19 protein-coding genes and 1 other annotated feature are annotated in these 16864 nt (G+C 46.4%); of the genes, 3 read left to right on the plus strand and 16 right to left on the minus strand.

Going from position 1 to position 16864, the window contains the following annotated elements:
- Positions 1 to 57 precede the first annotated feature (57 nt).
- Both KAI36_RS15550 and KAI36_RS15555 read right to left on the minus strand, forming a co-directional pair.
- On the minus strand, positions 58 to 672 hold the full coding sequence (locus KAI36_RS15550; protein WP_013310751.1) for a genetic competence negative regulator: 615 nt from the start codon (positions 670 to 672) through the stop codon (positions 58 to 60).
- A gap of 197 nt (positions 673 to 869) precedes the next feature.
- On the minus strand, positions 870 to 1247 hold the full coding sequence (locus tag KAI36_RS15555; protein ID WP_013310752.1) for a hypothetical protein: 378 nt from the start codon (positions 1245 to 1247) through the stop codon (positions 870 to 872).
- A gap of 94 nt (positions 1248 to 1341) precedes the next feature.
- On the opposite strand from KAI36_RS15555, the gene KAI36_RS15560 reads away from it, so the two are divergent.
- Positions 1342 to 2274, plus strand: a complete 933-nt coding sequence (locus KAI36_RS15560; protein WP_220025357.1) for a polysaccharide deacetylase family protein — start codon at positions 1342 to 1344, stop codon at positions 2272 to 2274.
- Between the two features lie 142 nt (positions 2275 to 2416).
- On the opposite strand, the gene KAI36_RS15565 is transcribed toward KAI36_RS15560, so the two are convergent.
- Together KAI36_RS15565 and KAI36_RS15570 are read right to left on the minus strand one after the other, a co-directional pair.
- A complete protein-coding gene (locus KAI36_RS15565; protein ID WP_025723058.1) occupies positions 2417 to 2758 on the minus strand; it encodes a hypothetical protein in 342 nt (113 codons plus the stop codon).
- The gene (locus KAI36_RS15570) at positions 2755 to 3342 is read right to left on the minus strand and encodes a type II CAAX endopeptidase family protein (RefSeq protein WP_025723057.1); all 588 of its coding nucleotides are present in this window, start codon (positions 3340 to 3342) and stop codon (positions 2755 to 2757) included. The genes KAI36_RS15565 and KAI36_RS15570 overlap by 4 nt, the downstream gene beginning before the upstream one ends.
- A 185-nt stretch (positions 3343 to 3527) precedes the next feature.
- Positions 3528 to 3777: a binding site (T-box leader), on the plus strand.
- Between the two features lie 261 nt (positions 3778 to 4038).
- Here KAI36_RS15570 and serA point away from each other — a divergent pair.
- A complete protein-coding gene (gene serA / locus KAI36_RS15575) occupies positions 4039 to 5631 on the plus strand; it encodes a phosphoglycerate dehydrogenase (protein ID WP_013310756.1) in 1593 nt (530 codons plus the stop codon).
- A gap of 216 nt (positions 5632 to 5847) precedes the next feature.
- Here the strand turns inward: serA and KAI36_RS15580 are convergent, their stop codons facing one another.
- From KAI36_RS15580 to KAI36_RS15605, 6 genes are all read right to left on the minus strand, one after another.
- Positions 5848 to 7290 carry an ATP-binding protein gene (locus tag KAI36_RS15580; RefSeq protein ID WP_071641423.1) on the minus strand — a complete coding sequence of 481 codons (1443 nt, stop codon included), beginning with the start codon at positions 7288 to 7290 and terminating at the stop codon, positions 5848 to 5850.
- 1 nt (position 7291) lies between these two features.
- Positions 7292 to 8008, minus strand: coding sequence for a response regulator transcription factor (locus tag KAI36_RS15585; protein ID WP_013310758.1), 717 nt, complete (start codon positions 8006 to 8008; stop codon positions 7292 to 7294).
- A 109-nt stretch (positions 8009 to 8117) separates the two neighbouring features.
- Positions 8118 to 8876 carry a pseudouridine synthase gene (locus KAI36_RS15590; RefSeq protein WP_013310759.1) on the minus strand — a complete coding sequence of 253 codons (759 nt, stop codon included), beginning with the start codon at positions 8874 to 8876 and terminating at the stop codon, positions 8118 to 8120.
- 78 nt (positions 8877 to 8954) lie between these two features.
- On the minus strand, positions 8955 to 9485 hold the full coding sequence (locus tag KAI36_RS15595; protein WP_023989198.1) for a spore maturation protein: 531 nt from the start codon (positions 9483 to 9485) through the stop codon (positions 8955 to 8957).
- 7 nt (positions 9486 to 9492) lie between these two features.
- Positions 9493 to 10236, minus strand: coding sequence for a nucleoside recognition domain-containing protein (locus KAI36_RS15600; RefSeq protein ID WP_220025358.1), 744 nt, complete (start codon positions 10234 to 10236; stop codon positions 9493 to 9495).
- Between the two features lie 57 nt (positions 10237 to 10293).
- Positions 10294 to 11556 carry a D-alanyl-D-alanine carboxypeptidase family protein gene (locus KAI36_RS15605; RefSeq protein ID WP_220025359.1) on the minus strand — a complete coding sequence of 421 codons (1263 nt, stop codon included), beginning with the start codon at positions 11554 to 11556 and terminating at the stop codon, positions 10294 to 10296.
- Between the two features lie 208 nt (positions 11557 to 11764).
- Between KAI36_RS15605 and KAI36_RS15610 the strand changes: the two genes are divergently transcribed.
- On the plus strand, positions 11765 to 12487 hold the full coding sequence (locus KAI36_RS15610) for a protein-glutamine gamma-glutamyltransferase (protein ID WP_220025360.1): 723 nt from the start codon (positions 11765 to 11767) through the stop codon (positions 12485 to 12487).
- Between the two features lie 91 nt (positions 12488 to 12578).
- On the opposite strand, the gene ytfJ is transcribed toward KAI36_RS15610, so the two are convergent.
- The 6 genes from ytfJ to ribB all read right to left on the minus strand — a co-directional run bounded on the left by ytfJ (position 12579) and on the right by ribB (position 16853).
- Complete coding sequence (ytfJ, locus tag KAI36_RS15615; RefSeq protein ID WP_220025361.1) at positions 12579 to 13070, minus strand: GerW family sporulation protein; 492 nt, start codon at positions 13068 to 13070, stop codon at positions 12579 to 12581.
- Between the two features lie 129 nt (positions 13071 to 13199).
- Positions 13200 to 13913, minus strand: a complete 714-nt coding sequence (locus tag KAI36_RS15620; RefSeq protein ID WP_220025362.1) for a DUF2953 domain-containing protein — start codon at positions 13911 to 13913, stop codon at positions 13200 to 13202.
- A gap of 165 nt (positions 13914 to 14078) precedes the next feature.
- Positions 14079 to 14690, minus strand: coding sequence for an SMC-Scp complex subunit ScpB (gene scpB, locus KAI36_RS15625; protein WP_013310766.1), 612 nt, complete (start codon positions 14688 to 14690; stop codon positions 14079 to 14081).
- Entirely contained in the window at positions 14659 to 15453 is a 795-nt protein-coding gene (locus KAI36_RS15630) for a segregation and condensation protein A (protein WP_025723051.1), read from the minus strand. Before KAI36_RS15630 ends, scpB begins: the two co-directional genes overlap by 32 nt.
- 172 nt (positions 15454 to 15625) lie before the next feature.
- A complete protein-coding gene (gene ribH, locus KAI36_RS15635) occupies positions 15626 to 16090 on the minus strand; it encodes a 6,7-dimethyl-8-ribityllumazine synthase (RefSeq protein WP_023989205.1) in 465 nt (154 codons plus the stop codon).
- Positions 16091 to 16169: 79 nt separating this feature from the next.
- Positions 16170 to 16853 carry a 3,4-dihydroxy-2-butanone-4-phosphate synthase gene (gene ribB / locus KAI36_RS15640; RefSeq protein ID WP_220025363.1) on the minus strand — a complete coding sequence of 228 codons (684 nt, stop codon included), beginning with the start codon at positions 16851 to 16853 and terminating at the stop codon, positions 16170 to 16172.
- Between the last annotated feature and the right edge of the window lie 11 nt (positions 16854 to 16864).

Below are 16864 nucleotides of genomic sequence, written 5' to 3' on the forward strand. Positions count from 1 at the left end.
CCCTGCTTTCAGCGCAGAGCCGACAAATTCACTTCGATATCACTTTCAATAAAAAAATCAAGAACGGCTGTCAAAATGAGTGCAGATGACAGCAACTGCCTGTTCAGGTATGACCAGCTTACCATACTCTTCCAACATAGCTGGTGTAACGGATGAGCCTTCTCCAAATTCAGCAAGAACCGCGATTAAAGCCGCAAGCTTGGACTCCTCTACTTCTTCTGGTTCCAAATGCAGAATCCATTTTCCTCTATAATGATACAGCTTACCTGCTTCCGTAGTGTTGCTACGAAGCATATGAGCCGCTTCTATGAGTACTTCGAAATCGCTAAACGCGTAAACGATGGAATCGCTATGCTCCAACGTGACTTCCATTTCATAGACTTCCTCTGGAAGCTCCTCATCGGGACCCGAACCATACTGTTGATGGTCATATTTTCCCCGGGTGACGATAACAACCATTCCTTGAGCAGGAAGCGCAAAGACTTCGACAGCTAACGGTCCCGTGGCGTCGAAGCCCAGCTCGCTGTATGCCTGATCCATCATTTCGGTAAACAGCTCATGAACTCTTGGAATTTCTTGCCACATATCGTCTTTTTGAATACCGCGTTCGCTCAAATCGTCAAAGGTAAGGAAAATCCGTATCTTGTCCTGACTTAATCTTTCTATTTTCATACTGGACCCTCCTCCTGGCAGCCGAGTGTTATTAACAGATTATGATGCAATTATGATGCCTGTGATGAAAATGGTTCTATGTAATCATGTTATCATTTTATAATCGTAAATGCACGCAATAAAAAGATAAAAAAAAGAATCATTTGAACGGCTTTTACAAAAAAGCCGCAAAATGATTCGGAATAAAGGTTTCTGGGTTACAATCCCGGTACGGCTGTATGAGTTTCTTTCAAAATTTGCTCGACCTCACGTTTAACATCGGGACTTGTGCTGATGAAGTCTTTAATCAACTTCATATTCTCTTCTTTGTTCTTGGCAGTATGAGCGTTATGAGCGGTTTTATCTGTTTGTGAATGATGGTCTTGATCCTTATGGGTGTCTTCTTTATTGAGCGTAATCTCGCCCATTCCGGGGAATGCCGCGTCCATCATTTTAGTACGGGCTTTCTGCACTAAATTGCCGCCTTTTTTTCCACCCATGTCCATAGATAAGCCCAACATGTTGCGGTTGCGGGAGATCAAAGAGCTTGCGACAGCGCCCAAGACGATTCCCAGGAAAAATGAAGATGTTTTCACAATTAGAACCTCCCTTTGTGGTAGAATCAAGCATAGTGTTCGTCAGTAGTGACAAACTCATACGGTATAAAATACAGGAAGGTGAGATGAAATAATGGGTACAAAAACAGCAGCCATTTTGTTCACCGCATGTCTGCTGCTTAGTGCTTGCACTGCAACCAAGCCGGAATCTGCGGCAACAAGCAACCAGCAAGATTCGGCAGCGTCTGACTCAAGTAACAGCGCCAAAGATCAGAGCAACATCTCTTCCCCAAAAAGCAGCAGTAAGCAAGTAGGCAGTGATGATCATAACTCAGCGGGTAAAACCAATGCACAAAATGATAAAACCAGCGAAAGCAACGAAACAGGAGCTGCGACATCTGCAACATCTGCAACTACCAATAACAAAATGTATCACTTGGATAAAGCCTACAATGTAATCCCTAACCAACAAGGTACCGAAAAAAAAGTCGTGTTACTGACCTTTGATGATGGTCCTAAGGAAGCAGCCATGATTAACAAAATCATAGATGTACTGGACAAACACAAAGCGAAAGCAATTTTCTTCGTAAACGGTTACCGTGTAAAAGAGCATCCTGAGTTGCTCAAGCTTATCCATGACCGTGGGCAGCCCATCGGCAACCATAGCTGGGATCACATCGTGCTGAAGAATAAATCTGAGCCCGAGGTCAAAAAACAGATTGAAACAGTACAAAAAGCTGTTAAGGACATTACAGGGCAAGCCCCTGTATTCTTCCGTCCCCCTCATGGTGCAGGCGGAGACGTAGGTCGCAAGGTCGCTAAGGAAAACGGTCTCCTGTACATGACATGGTCCGTCGGTTCTCTGGACTGGACAATGAAAAAGAATCAGCCTAATAAAACGGAGGCTCTTCTCAAAAACGTAACGGAACAACTTCATCCAGGCAGCAATATTTTGATGCATGAACTGCCATGGACAGCTGAGGCTCTGGACAGTCTATTGACACGCCTTGAGCAAAAGGGTTACCAATTTGTCGATCCGCAAGGCATTGAGGTTCCTGCCAGCTAATAGACACTTGCGTATACTCCGGATTAACTATAGATAATGCAATAAAGGCCTCCATTCTCCGCTATTTATGCGGAGATGGAGGCCTTTTTACCGTATCATTACGTGCCTTGACCTAAGCACAGACGTCCATAATAACTTTATATTACCAAAGCATTTCACTGATGGGTGGTGCACCCTTGATGCCCCACCACAGTAACGCTGCAGTAATCAGCACAAAAAGAGTGCTCAAAAAATTTAAAAACCACTTGCTTACCCGAATACGGCGGGACGGAAACATTTCCGCCCGCGTTCGGTACTCACTGGCAGGAGTGTCATCCTCCATCGTCACAGCAACTTCTGGTGCAGCGGCAACGTGAGCCAATTCTGGCACGGGCCGTGAAGCACGGGAGCGAACTGGTTTAGATTTTGACCTGTCCTCCTCCTTGCCTTTGCGACCATTTCGACGGCTACCATAGGTCTGCACTCTGCTAAGTTCCTGATTCATTCTTCATACCTCCGAAAACGTAACGCTAAACCAGATATAAGGTCAATCACAAAATGACAAATGATCGGTGCCCACAGACTACCGGTCTGCACATATATGTAGCCCAATCCATAACTGCTAAGAAAAACCCAGCCAGTGGGAATCCAATGCCGTAAATATCGGATATGAATCACCGCAAACAAAATGCTTGTCCAATAAGGACCAAAGCTGTACTGAATCGCACCTCTGAACAAGAGTTCCTCACAGATGGAGACGATAGCTGCTATACAAATAATATGCCAAACCGGACGATTTTGAAACAGCATTTGGTTAATACCACCGTCATCCATAGCATCCTCAGGCATAATCCGGGATAGCAACAGATCCACAAGTAACATAGCGGCGGCCAATCCCAATCCCCACCATAAGACGTGCAGAGTGTTCGGCAATGCAAATAGTTCTAACACATTTCTTTTCTGAAAAATAATCCAGATTGCGCCAATCAGCAGGGTCAGCCCCTGAGTTAGATACAAATTGTAAAGCAGCAAGCGGTCATTCAATTCATGAATTTGCGCTCTTTTCCATTTCACTTTAAGCTTTTTCATAGTTAGTTAGTCCTCTGCATAGTCTTCTTTAGCATCATAGCCAAAAAGTCGGACGGATTCAAGAAGACTTAAATCTTAATTTTCCGCATTCTGTAGCTATATATCTAGCCGGCTATCCACACATGTCGCAGAACCTATTGACATGCTCATGTAAGCCATGATACATTATGAAAAAATTATTAGCGACAACAACAATGATGGAGAAAAGGTATTGATTTCGTCCTCAGAGAACCGGTGCTTGGGTGGAAGCCGGTGACGAAGTAACTACTTTCAGCGCTCCTGAGTTATTGCACCGAGGTCTGGGGAATATTTCCCGGCATTAGATGCAATCGGCAGAAAACCGTTATCCTTTCGGTCATTTTATGACCGCTGAAGGCAGTCCATTGCGAAATGGCTGCGAATTAGGGTGGTACCACGATAACTCTCGTCCCTTACTATGGAGATAGTATGTGATTCGGGAGTTTTTTTGATGCCCGAAAACCGCAAAGTGTCTCTGCATAAGACTTTTGGTCGTTAGTTTGGTGCATAATGCTATTTCATCCCTTTTCTGCGTCAATGCGTTATCACACTAGTATTTCACACCGCTCTCCTGTACTTTTAGAAGCATTTCAAGTTTTTTCATGTTCTTTATGGAATGTATTTCAGTTAGAAGTACATCCTGTCCATAAAAGAAGTTAACTTTGAGGAGGAAACCAAATGTTTAAAGTGTTAGTATCCGATCCGATCAGTGACCTGGGCATCCAGCAACTGATGGATGCAGACGATGTCACGGTGGACAAGAACACAGGTCTCAGCGAGGATGAATTGGTTCAAATTATTGGTGACTATGACGCATTACTCGTTCGAAGCCAAACTCGGGTAACCGAACGCATCATGACGGCAGGTAAGAACCTCAAGGTTGTAGGGCGAGCTGGGGTCGGAGTGGACAACATCGACCTTGAAGCAGCAACACAGCGCGGGATTATCGTTATTAACGCTCCTGACGGCAACACGATTACGACATGTGAGCACACTTTTGCGATGATGATGGCTCTAGCACGTCATATTCCACAGGCATATGCCAAAACCATTGGCGGTACATGGGATCGTAAAACATTCCTCGGTGTCGAACTGCGTAACAAAACACTTGGAGTCCTCGGCATGGGACGTATCGGCAGTGAGGTGGCTAAACGTGCCAAAGCATTTGGCATGAGCATCCTCGGCTACGATCCATTTCTAACGGAAGAACGCGCTGAGAAGCTGGGCATTAAGCTGGCGAGCGTGGACGAAATTATCCGCAACGCAGATTTTATGACCGTACACACACCATTAACACCGGAAACGAAACATATGATTGCTCGTCCACAGTTTGAAGTGATGAAAAAAGGAATGCGCATCATCAACTGTGCCCGGGGCGGAGTTATCGATGAAATGGCTCTTGTTGAAGCCATTGATGAAGGTATCGTTGCCGGTGCAGCCTTTGACGTATTCGAGTCAGAGCCGCCAGCACAGGATCACCCATTCCTGAGTCATCCGAAAATTATCGTGACACCACATCTGGGTGCCTCAACTGTCGAAGCTCAGGAGAATGTAGCTATCGATGTGTCCGAGCAAGTGCTGCATATTTTACGTGATGAGCCATTTAAAAATGCGGTCAACATGCCTCCAGTACCATCCAACGTCATGACGCAATTGCAGCCATATTTCTCGCTTGGAGAGAAGCTGGGCAGCTTTGCCGCTCAGATCACGAATCAGGCTGTACGTGAAATTCAGGTAGATTACGCTGGCGATTTGTCCTCTGTGGATACACAGCCGCTGACACGTTATATTTTGAAAGGTGTACTTAGCCGTCATCTGGGCAGCGATGTGAACATTGTAAACTCTGTACATCTGGCCAAAACACGTGACATCCATCTTGTTGTATCTCAGGCGCCCGCCACCAAGGGTTTTACCAACCTGATTACCGTTACACTCAAAACCCAGAGCGGCGAAGAGCAACGTGTATCTGGCACCCTGCTGGCAGGCTATGGCGAACGTATTGTTCGGTTGAACCAGTTCCCAGTAGATGTGGCACCGGAAGCTCATTTCCTGCTCATCTCCCACAATGATAAACCAGGCATTATCGGTCGTGTCGGCACCTTGCTTGGGGAGAACGGCGTCAATATCGCTTCCATGCAAGTAGGGCGTAAAATTGTCGGCGGGGAAGCCATCATGATCTTGACCGTCGATAAAGCCGTGCCTAAAGATGTGCTGATTCAACTCGTTGGTTTGCCAGAACTAAATACTGCCCAAGAAGTAGTGCTAGATTAGTTCCAGACAAAATTGAAAAGTCCATGGTTATATAATAAAGAGAGGCGCCTGGCTATCCAGGCGTCTTTTTCTTATACCGTTATCTATCATGAGAGCAATCATCATGAAACAGGATGTTCCACGTTGAACAAGATAAATGTTGATTTTTCAACAAAAAGCACCCTCTTCCGAGGATGCCTGCAAACCGGGGTATATCAGTTGGGGCTTATAAGCCTGTTACAGACCCAGCTTTGTTTTGTTGGAGATCGGCAGTAAAATAGTAAATTCCGTCCCTTCCCCCAATACGCTGGCTGCAGAGACAGAGCCTCCGTGAGCCTCTACAATATTCTTGACAATAGCAAGCCCCAAACCAGTCCCTTTATCCTCACCACGTACTCTGGCCTTATCTGCCTTGTAGAAGCGGTCGAAAATATAAGGTAGATCCTCGCTGGCAATGCCTACACCTTCATCCTTAATCCGAATACGGATTAACTCATGCCGTTCTCCTAAAATTCGATCCGCCGCAATAGTAACCTTTTTCCCGCCGGGTGTATGTCTGAATGCATTATCAAGCAAATTGGTCAATACCTGCTCCAGTCGGTCTTCATCTGCCTCAGGCAGCAGCAAACGTTGGCCTTGCTCATGATAATCGAGTGTCAGTCCCTGTTCCTTCGAACGTACCGTAAATTTACGATGAACACGCTCGATCAGCTCATTCACATCCACTTCCTGTCGGTGCATGTCTGTATGACCAGCCTCCATTCGGGCCAGATCAAGCAGATCCTTGACTAATCTTCCCATGCGTAATGATTCATCATGGATGACCTGTACCAGCTCCTCGGATTCTTCAGGTGAACCCGCCATACCATCCAGCAACGCCTCACTGTAGCCCTGCATCATAGATAAAGGTGTACGGATTTCATGAGAGACGTTGGCCACAAAATCGCTCCGCATCTTCTCAAGCTTCACTTCTTCCGTAATATCTCTAAGTACAGCTACTGCACCGCGGATTGCATTATCCGTATACAGAGGCGCCATCTGCACCGACCATGAGCCCTTCTTGACATGGATATAGTCTCCGACATCCTCTCCCCTGTCCATAACGGTATGGAACAGAGACTGCAAAGGCTCAGGTACAGAAGCTCCAAACTCCTCCAGATCACGCTCCTGCCACTCCAGCTTTTTCCAGATATCCAACAGACTTTGTGCCGGCGGATTCGTCAAGATGATTTGTCCGCTTCTGTCGAAGGTGATTACTGCATCAGACATGCTTCGCAGTACGCTGGATAAATGGTTTTTCTCCTCATTCAGACTGCGGATCGTTGCTTCCAGTTCCGTAGACATATGATTAAAAGTTTTCGCCAGTTCTCCAATTTCATCACTGGTCACCAGCGAAAGCCGAGTATCATACCTTCCCTCACGAATTGCATTCGCCGCCTGAATCAACAGCTGCATAGGCTGTGTGATTTTAGTAAAAAGGAATAGGGCAAAAAAGGTCGTCAATAAAAATCCGACAATACATGTATAGGTGAACAGATGCTTGATTTCCGTCGATTCATACGCCGCAAAATTTCTGTTGATGTACGGCAATAAAAAAAGCCCTAGAAAAATAAGCACAGAGCCTACAAGACAAATGATGGTGATCCACAGCTTGCCTACCAGCGATCTCCAGAAGTTCACGTTATTTTGGAACCTCCAGCTTATAACCTACGCCCCACACGGTCGTAATCATAGCCGCTGCCTCTGGTGATACCTTATTCAGCTTTTCACGAAGCCGTTTCACATGCGTATCCACAGTGCGCAGATCACCAAAAAATTCATAATTCCAAACGTCTTTCAGCAGTTCTTCGCGCGAGAAGACTTTATCTGGTGACACCGCCAAATAATGCAACAGCTCGTACTCTTTAGGCGTGAGACTGATTTCAATCCCGCCCGCAGTTACCCGGTGCGCATCATGCTCAATGATAAGATTCGGAAAAACGATACTATTGCTTGGTACCGCCTCTTTCGTTAAAAAGGCAGTTTCCGACGAACGGCGTAAAATCGCCTTCACCCGGTAAATGACTTCTCGCGGGCTAAAGGGCTTAACCACATAATCATCGGCTCCGACTTCAAAGCCTTGTACACGGTTCACTTCCTCACCTTTGGCAGTCAGCATAATCACAGGTGTAGCTTTGGTCTGACGCAGCCGTGTACATACCTCAATTCCATCCATCCCCGGAAGCATTACATCGAGCAAAATAATGCTGTAATCGCTTGCAGTCGCTTTTTGGAGGGCAATCTCACCATCCTCAGCTTCGTCAATTACATATCCTTCTTTTTCCAGATACATCCGCAGAAGGCGGCGAATGCGTTCTTCATCGTCTACAATTAATATGCGGTTGCTTTGTTCTGACATATTCCCAGCCCCTTCGCTAAAAAAAGCATTCTCTCTATTTTACTATTTTCCTGTGCTTGGTCAAACTTTACTCTCATCCAACAGTCTCTTTACACCAAAAAGGCCGGGGTTATGACCCCCGTCCTGTCCGTTTCTTTTTCGTGTTGTCTGATTTGGCAAGTTGAATGAGACGGTTGATTTCGTCCTTAGTTAGGGGTCTGGTCAGACCGCGCTTCAAGTTTTGTAGCAAAAGATCTCCGAAGGCAATCCGCTTGAGTCTGATGACTGGGTGTGAAATGGCCTCAAACATCCTTCTTACCTGGCGATTTCTGCCTTCATAAATAGTAATCTGGATCACAGACTCCTTACCATTCGGATCTACATCTTTATATTCTACCTCGGCTGGTGCAGTAATGCCATCCTCCAGCACGATTCCTTTTTTCAGCTTGTCCAGCTCAGTACCATGCGGAACGCCTTTGACTGTTGCCACATATGTCTTGGGCACATGATGCTTGGGATGGGTGAGCAGATTGGCGAACTCGCCATCATTGGTAAGCAACAGCAGCCCTTCGGTGTCGTAATCGAGACGTCCTACCGGATATACGCGTTCCTTAACGCCTTTCAGATAGTCTGACACGATTTTTCGGCCTTCCGGATCGGAAGCACTCGTAATAACTCCTTTAGGTTTGTTCATCATCAGATAGATTTTTTTCTCGGTTTTGATCGGGCGTCCCTTTACCGTAATCATATCTTGATCAGGGTCTGCCTTCGTTCCCAGTTCAGTTACGATAACCCCGTTTACTTCCACGCTGCCCGCCTGAATAAGCTCCTCACATTTACGTCTGGAAGCTACACCAGCTTGGGCCAATATTTTCTGCAATCTTTCCATGTTCGCTAATTCACCTCATGCTAATGATACCCATCCATGAGCAAAATCACAACCCCCGTTCAAAAAACGATACAGAAATTAAAATATAAGCAGGCAAATCGCAATGGCTGCCACAAAACCAACCACATCTGAAAATAGTCCTACCTTCAAAGCATACCGTCCATTGCGGATACCTACCGCACCAAAATATACAGTTAGCACATACAGCGTCGTGTCTGTGCTGCCCTGAATCGTTGAAGCGATCCGACCGATCATGGAATCCGGGCCATAGGTGCGAATTAGATCCGTCGTGAACGCAAGTGAACCAGTGCCCGTCAATGGACGAAGCAAGCCTAAAGGCAATACCTCACCGGGTACGCCCCAGTGCTTAATCCATGGCGTTACCCAGGAGATCAAATAGTCCAAAGCGCCGGATGCTCGAAAAATGCTAATCGCCACCATCATGCCTACAAGATGAGGAATAATGCTGATGGCGGTAGAAAAGCCGTCTTTAGCTCCATCCACAAAAGAATCGTAGACAGGCACCTTTTTGGCATATGCATATAAAGGAATAAAAGCGAGAATAACCGGGATAGCCCAAGTTGATACGAGGTTAATAAAATAAAGCATGCCTCCCTCATCCTTTCCAAGTGGTGTCCCTGCCCTTGGCAGCCGTGATTCCCGTTCGCGGAACGGCAGGTGAAGATACGGACGACGTTGTTGAAGAGGCAGCAGATGTTGGTGCTGGTGGGGTGAGGGGCGCCAAGGATGTCTGGGACGGCGGAATCGCTGGAGGACGTCGACGCAATTCTCGACTACGGTACCAACGGTCCGCTGCAATTGCGGCAAAGGTGGCTATTGCGGTCGCTACCAGTGTTGTACCGACGATTTCTGCCGGATGTGCGGAATGAAAATTAAGCCGTATCGCGATCAACGTCGTAGGAATAAGCGTAATACTGGCTGTATTCAGGGCGAGCAGCGTACACATGGCAGGTGTGGCGGTTTGCTTATCTGGATTGAGCGTCTGCAACTCTTGCATCGCCTTGATTCCCATCGGTGTGGCTGCATTCCCCAGACCCAGCAGATTGGCGCTCATATTGGACAAAATGTAACCCATAGCGGGATGATTACGCGGAACATCAGGGAAGAGAAAGGCAACCAAAGGAGAAAGTAGCTTGGATATTTTCTGTAAGAGCCCGCCATCTTCAGCCAGCCTCATCATGCCCATCCAAAACACCAGCACACTTATCAGTCCAAAGCACACTGTAACCCCCGTAGTTGCCCCGTCAAAAGCCGCTTTCGTCACCACCTCAATATTTCCCTGTGCGGCAGCAAATACAAATCCAATACAAATCAAAGCCACCCATATGAGATGAATCATGGCTGATTCCTCCTTTTCCCAATGATGTGACACGTGCAGCTCTATTTCCTGGTTGCCCTAGGCTCCAAACAAATTTTTAAGGATTTCGTTCCATCTGCTCGTCCAACCTCGTCGCTGAGTATTGTTCACAGGATCTTGTGCAGTTGGAGCCTCCTCCTGTGGCCGTACGGTACTTTGAGCAGGCAGCTTACTCCCTTTTTCATACACAGGAACGGAACCAATAAGTTTACCATCCAATAGGAATTCGACCCGTCCTCGTAAGCCAAAAGATACGTCCGCTCTGTCTGCAGAGGCGGAATTTTTATACAACACTAGTCTTTTGTGCAACTGGGTCTTCTCACTATCATGTAAAGGATATGCAAAGCTTGTACCTGTTAATAGTGGGTAACCATCGATAGGTTGCTGCTTGTCCGTAATCGGAATGAGCGGATAATATCGAAATCCGTAATCAAGCATACGGGCATGATCATTCCAATCGTCCCCGTCATTCAAGGTAACAGCAGCGAGCTGGCGACCTTCCCGAGTGGCCGAGCTGACCAGACAGCGAAACGCTTTTTTGGTAAAGCCTGTTTTCACCCCGTCAGCTCCCTCATACAGCCGCAGCATTTTGTTTTTGTTGTGCCATGAGTAGTCCCAAGAATCGTTGGGATTCGGTGCTTTTTTCAGTTCTGTTTTTACGATACGGGCAAAAGTTGGATTATGCAGCGCATAAGCAGTAAGCCGGGCCATATCATTGGCTGAGGAATAATGTCCCTCGGCATCCAGCCCGTGCGGATTAGCAAAATGTGTATGGCTTAGCCCAAGCTGAACCGCCTTGTCATTCATCAAATGGACAAATCCCTCTTCTGTCTCCCCCACATGCTCAGCAATGGCAGAAGCGGCATCATTACCAGAACGGAGCATTAAGCCGTACAGCATATTTTCCAGCGACATTTGTTCACCCATTTGCAGAAAAAGCGAGGAACCTTCTTTGGCATACGCCGTTGGACTCACCTTTACCCGGTCCTGCAAGCGTCCATGTTCAATGGCCACGATCGCTGTCATAATTTTGGTCAGGCTGGCAATACGTAGCTCCCGGTCACCCTCGGTAGAATAAATGATTCTTCCTGATGTGACATCAATTAAAGAAGCAGCCTGTGCATGGGTTCCTAATGCGGGCGGCGCTGCTTCTGTTTTTATCGCTCCCCGAACGGGCTGCGGACTTAGCAACGTAAGCGGCAATGACAAAATAAGCAGAAGTACCAACGGCAAAACAAATGCGCGTGCCTTATTCAAGAAATGGCTGTGGTCCGCGTGGATGTGTTGCTTTTTTTTAAACATTTGGATTCCTCCGGTTTTGAGCAAGTCTTGTACCATTCTATGTCCAAGCTGTTCAAAGTATGTCCACCTTTATAACAGAAAATTCCTTTACAGGACAGCCATTAGCTGCTCCTTTTTCGCTTTCTTTCTACACAAACTAAGCAACATGCCCCCCTGAACACATATATATTAGTTACTAAACGTTAAATATGGATCGAGGGATTATAACATGCAGCGACTACAGTTTGAAATGATTTTAAGATCGCGGATTGTAGAGTCCGCAGAAGCATTACACCGTAGTGGTGTATCCTTTGCCACTTTTGCTACCGCACGTTGCAACCAGCAATTTTGGGATTTAACGGAAAAAGGTGGCTTTCAGATCAAAGCAGGTGTCACACCGGCACAGGGGATCAGAGATATCTTTTTAAACGGACATCAATACGCTTTTGAATGTGCAACAGCTATGGTTATTGTGCTGTACAAAGGAGTGCTGGATTCCATTCTGGAAAGTGAGTTTAATCGGGTTTTTGCAGATATGCTGCTGTATGACTGGCACTATGACAGCGACCTCAGACTCATACAGGAGCAAGGAAGTCATAAAGCGGCTCCTGGCGATATTTTGTATTTCAACAATCCGGATGTGTCGTCTGAAACATTGGAATGGAAAGGAGAAAATGTCGTTAAGCTGAAGGAAGACTTGTTTTATGGACACGGGATTGGCATCTTGCCGGCGAAGGGTATTATCGATTCCCTGAATCAACATCGTCGACCGGAAGCCACGGTATCTGCTTATTTGACGGATGAAGTGATCTATCCGGACTTCATCTACCTATCGCAGTTTGCTACCGAAGGAAATCGAAAAAATGAAATCTCGCTGCATACTTTGTATCAACAGGAATACAGTCACCATATACATGCTGTCATTGGGGGAAGGCAGTATATTCGGGGATAGGGCCAAGTACAAGCAGAAAAGAAGGTATTCCTTAGCCTATACTCGGCTTTGGGATACCTTCCTGAGAGAACGCTTTTAATTTCAATAACTTTTACAAGTAAGCCGGGCCAGAATTACTGTGATCCGTAGCAACATCTACAGGTACCTGTGGGGGTGGAGTCTGCAAGTTGCCGCCTGCGTTCTGGAAGATAGACTGAACCTTATCAATCAGGTATGGCGTGGAGTCAATGAGCTTCTCAATCAGGTGCGTTTGATTGTCCAATGGAACGATTTGTGCCCCCTGTTTGCCAACAACCAGAAAAGCAATGGGATGAATAGATACACCACCACCGCTACCGCCTCCAAAAGGATGCCCTTCCTTCCCGCTATGATTACCCGACGCCGAGGAAGTTTGAAGTGCCTCTTCGTCTACGTTAAAATCACTTCCCCCGGCAGCGAAACCAAATCCTACCTTACTGATTGGCAAAATAACGGAACCATCGGGTGTTTCCACTGCGTCTCCTACAATCGTATTCACATCTACCATGGCTTTGATGTTTTCCATTGCGGTTTGCATGAGCCCTTGAATCGGGTGATCTGACATGATTTATTCCTCCTCTGCTTATCTCAAGCGTAGACTGCCTTTTCTTTCGCTATTGTGCGCAGGGGTTCAAGGAAATATGTATGTCATTCGATAGTTCAGAAAGGATTGAGTCTCACCTCACTCCACTGTTTAACTTTCACTGGTAGCTTGAGGATCCTCGGTTTTTTTGGAAAAAACCCGTTTCCACGCCTCCGGTCCACCCGGAACGCGCCATATGCGATAAGCTAACGTGAGCATGGAGAAAATTAAATAACCGAGCGACATATTTGCTTCACAGGTCAAGGTGGTAGTAAAACGCAAGCGATCCACCCAATAGGGCACGACAAACAGCTTCGGGATACAGTCCACACGTACAAAACTGGTAGCAAAACCGATCAAGGTCGTTTTCAAACCCCAAAGAATTCCGGTTGAGGTAGCTGTGTAAGCCGCGTCAGCAAGGCTAATATTGGTAGACCATTCCATTTTGGACATCGTCACATGCGCCAATGTATGCCGCAACCATCGATGTAAGGCATTCGTTCCTTTGAGCAAAACTCGTATATCATGTATAAATTGCTTTATTTTTTCTGCATCAATATTACCGCTATCCACGGAAGCATCCGTTTTATGTATATTTTTATTGCGGTCAAGCCGATAGAGAAGCCCTTTTTTTAAACCTGTTATGAGAATGGCCGGAATATCGTAATTCATTTTAATCATCCCGTATAGAAATCTGATCTCTAAATGCGCCCGATCATCATTGTCATGTTTGGCAATATCCAGCTTCAATCGAATACGAGAGAGCAGAATAGCCAGCACAAGTAATATAACGACGATGATGGCGATACTGATCCATTTCCACACTGGCGAGCCCTCCCTACCTTTTTGCTATATATCATGGCAAAAATAGTATGACCGTTCGCCGGAAAATCATGCATCTTAAAATACCAACAGCCAGACCCCAACTACATGAGGACTGGCTGTCTGTTTAAGCTTTTACATAGGTGAGCCGCAAGATCCGGAGCAACTTTATTGGGATTCAAGATCCAAATCGTTGGCCGCAGGCTGGCTGCTCTCCAGACGCTCGAACAATAATTGAGTCTCTTCCTCCAAATTGTCCGAATCCTCGAACAACTCCGGTTGCGGTAGATCTGCCAAAGAGCCCAGACCGAAATAATCCAAAAATGATTTCGTCGTTCCGTACAATATTGGCCGTCCGATGGCTTCAGCTCGACCTTTCTCTTCAATGAGCTCCTTGTTGACCAGTGTATGTATGGCCCGCTCGGATTTGACACCCCGAATCTCTTCGATTTCAACTCTTGTAATGGGCTGGCGGTAGGCCACAATGGCCAGCGTCTCCAAAGCAGCTTGAGACAGTGAGGCACGTGCCGGAGAGTATGCGAGCTTTTCAAAGTAAGGTGCATGTTCGGATAAAGTTGCAAGCTGATAATGACCGGCAATACGGACAAGTTGCAAGCCCCTTCCCCCCTGCTCCATGTCCTGCTTCATATCTTCCAAGCACTGTTCAACCAGCTCTTGCTGCTGCTCTACAATGTCGGCGATCTGCTTGGTGGACAACCCTTCCTCTCCTGCGAGAAACAGCAGTCCCTCAATAATTGATTTCAGCTTCAGATAATCCATTAACCCGTAAATCCCCTCTCCACTCCATTACAATATCATCGAAAAGCTTCTCCTGATAACAGAAAATTTGTTTCATTTTCATCAGTTCAAGGATAGCCAAAAAGGTCACAACCACCTCATGCCGATACATATCCTCATGCATCAGCTTGGAGAACAGCAGCCGTCCTCCGTTCCCCAGCATCTCTAACGCCCCGATAACTTGCCGGATACGGTCCTTGACTGAAATTTCGTCTCGATGAACACGGGTTACCGTCGTACGTCGTTCTGCTTTGCGCAAAGCACGCTGAAAGGCCGCGACCAAATCGCTTGCATGCAGCCCATGCACCGGATTTGCGGGTTCAGCGGGCAGAAATGCGCTTAGATCTTCTGGCTCCTTGCCATAAATTAGACTCCGCTCCCACTCACGTTCACTTAGATGGCGAGCAATCCCTTTATATTTACGATACTCCACCAGCTTGCGGACCAGTTCCTCACGTGGATCATAATCCTCTTCCTCATAAAAATCCAAATCGTCATATTCCATCACAGGTGGCTTGGGAAGCAACAATTTACTCTTAATAGATAAGAGCGTCGCTGCCATCACCAGAAACTCGCTCGTAATGTCCAGTTCCAGCTCCTGCATACTGTGCAAAAAAGCCATATACTGATCAGTAATATCGCTAATCGGGATATCCTGAATGTCGATCTCGGCTTTATCAATCAGATGCAACAGTAGATCCAGCGGACCCTCGAATGTTTCCAGCTTGTAGTTTACGACTGTCAATGTGCTTCCCCCTGCCTTACTCCAATCATCATTCAACAATACCTTTCCCTATAGCACTTATGCTCTACGTTATCAATCCCTCTTTCTGTAGTATATACGTCATCGCCTTGCTTAACAATCCAATCCCTTTTCACCTTGCAGTTTATACCGTTCTATTCAGTTATTCATACAATTAAAATTGCTTGCCGAGATTGGCCATTTCAATCGCAGCCAATGCAGAATCCCAACCTTTATTACCAGCCTTCGTACCTGCTCGTTCAATAGCCTGTTCAATGTTTTCTGTCGTCACTACCCCAAAAATAACGGGTACTCCCGTTTTCAGGCTGCTTGCTGCCACACCCTTGGCCACTTCATTGCAGACGATATCATAATGTGAAGTAGAACCACGGATAACCGTACCCAGCGTAATTACGGCATCATATTTGCCGCTTGCAGCCATTTTTTGTGCAATCAGCGAAATTTCAAATGCACCCGGAACCCAGGCTACATCAATTTCATCTTCCTGCGCACCATGTCGTTGAAGGGCGTCAATTGCGCCGCTTAACAGCTTGCTCGTAATAAACTCATTAAATCTGCCCACCACAATACCATATTTTAAACCATTCGATACGAGATTACCTTCTAGAAAACGTGCCATGTTTAATCAACCTCTCTTTGTTTAATTATTTAGGTACTTTGGATAATACTTCAGATTTACTTGGAACCGAGATGTATTTTTACAATGACAAACGACGACGGTAGTCCACCAAATGCTGAATACTGATGAGCTTCAATTGATGTCGCTTGGCGACCACTGCCAGATCAGGCAGGCGGGCCATTGAGCCATCTTCCTTTATAATTTCGCAAATGACCCCAGCAGGCTTGAAGCCACTGAGTCGGGCCAGATCAACAGCCGCTTCAGTGTGACCAGCACGCTGCAAGACACCACCATCGCGAGCAATCAGCGGGAACATGTGACCAGGCTTGCGGAAATCACTTCCTGTGACTGCTTCGTCTGCCAAAGCGCGTACAGTCAAGGAGCGCTCGGCCGCTGAAATACCCGTTGTTGTCTCCATATGATCTACCGATACCGTAAAGGCAGTACCGTGGAAATCTGTATTTTGCTCTACCATAGGATGCAATTCCAAGGCATCGGCTCTTTGTCGTGTGATTGGCACACAGACCAATCCGCGACCTTCTGTAATCATGAAATTAATGACCTCAGGCGACGCTTTTTCAGCCAAAGCGATAAAATCGCCTTCATTTTCGCGCTGTTCATCATCCACTACAATAACGACTTTACCGTTTTTTAAATCCTCCAACGCTTCTTCGATGGAATCCAAACGAATCTCTTCGTCATGCTCCAACTCGCCATGCTCCATGACGTTTGCCAGTGCACTTGTTTGGCTACCTCTATCCATAACACTTTCCT

Origin of the sequence: Paenibacillus sp. S02, assembly GCF_019454065.1 — a bacterium.
Taxonomy (GTDB): domain Bacteria; phylum Bacillota; class Bacilli; order Paenibacillales; family Paenibacillaceae; genus Paenibacillus; species Paenibacillus polymyxa_B.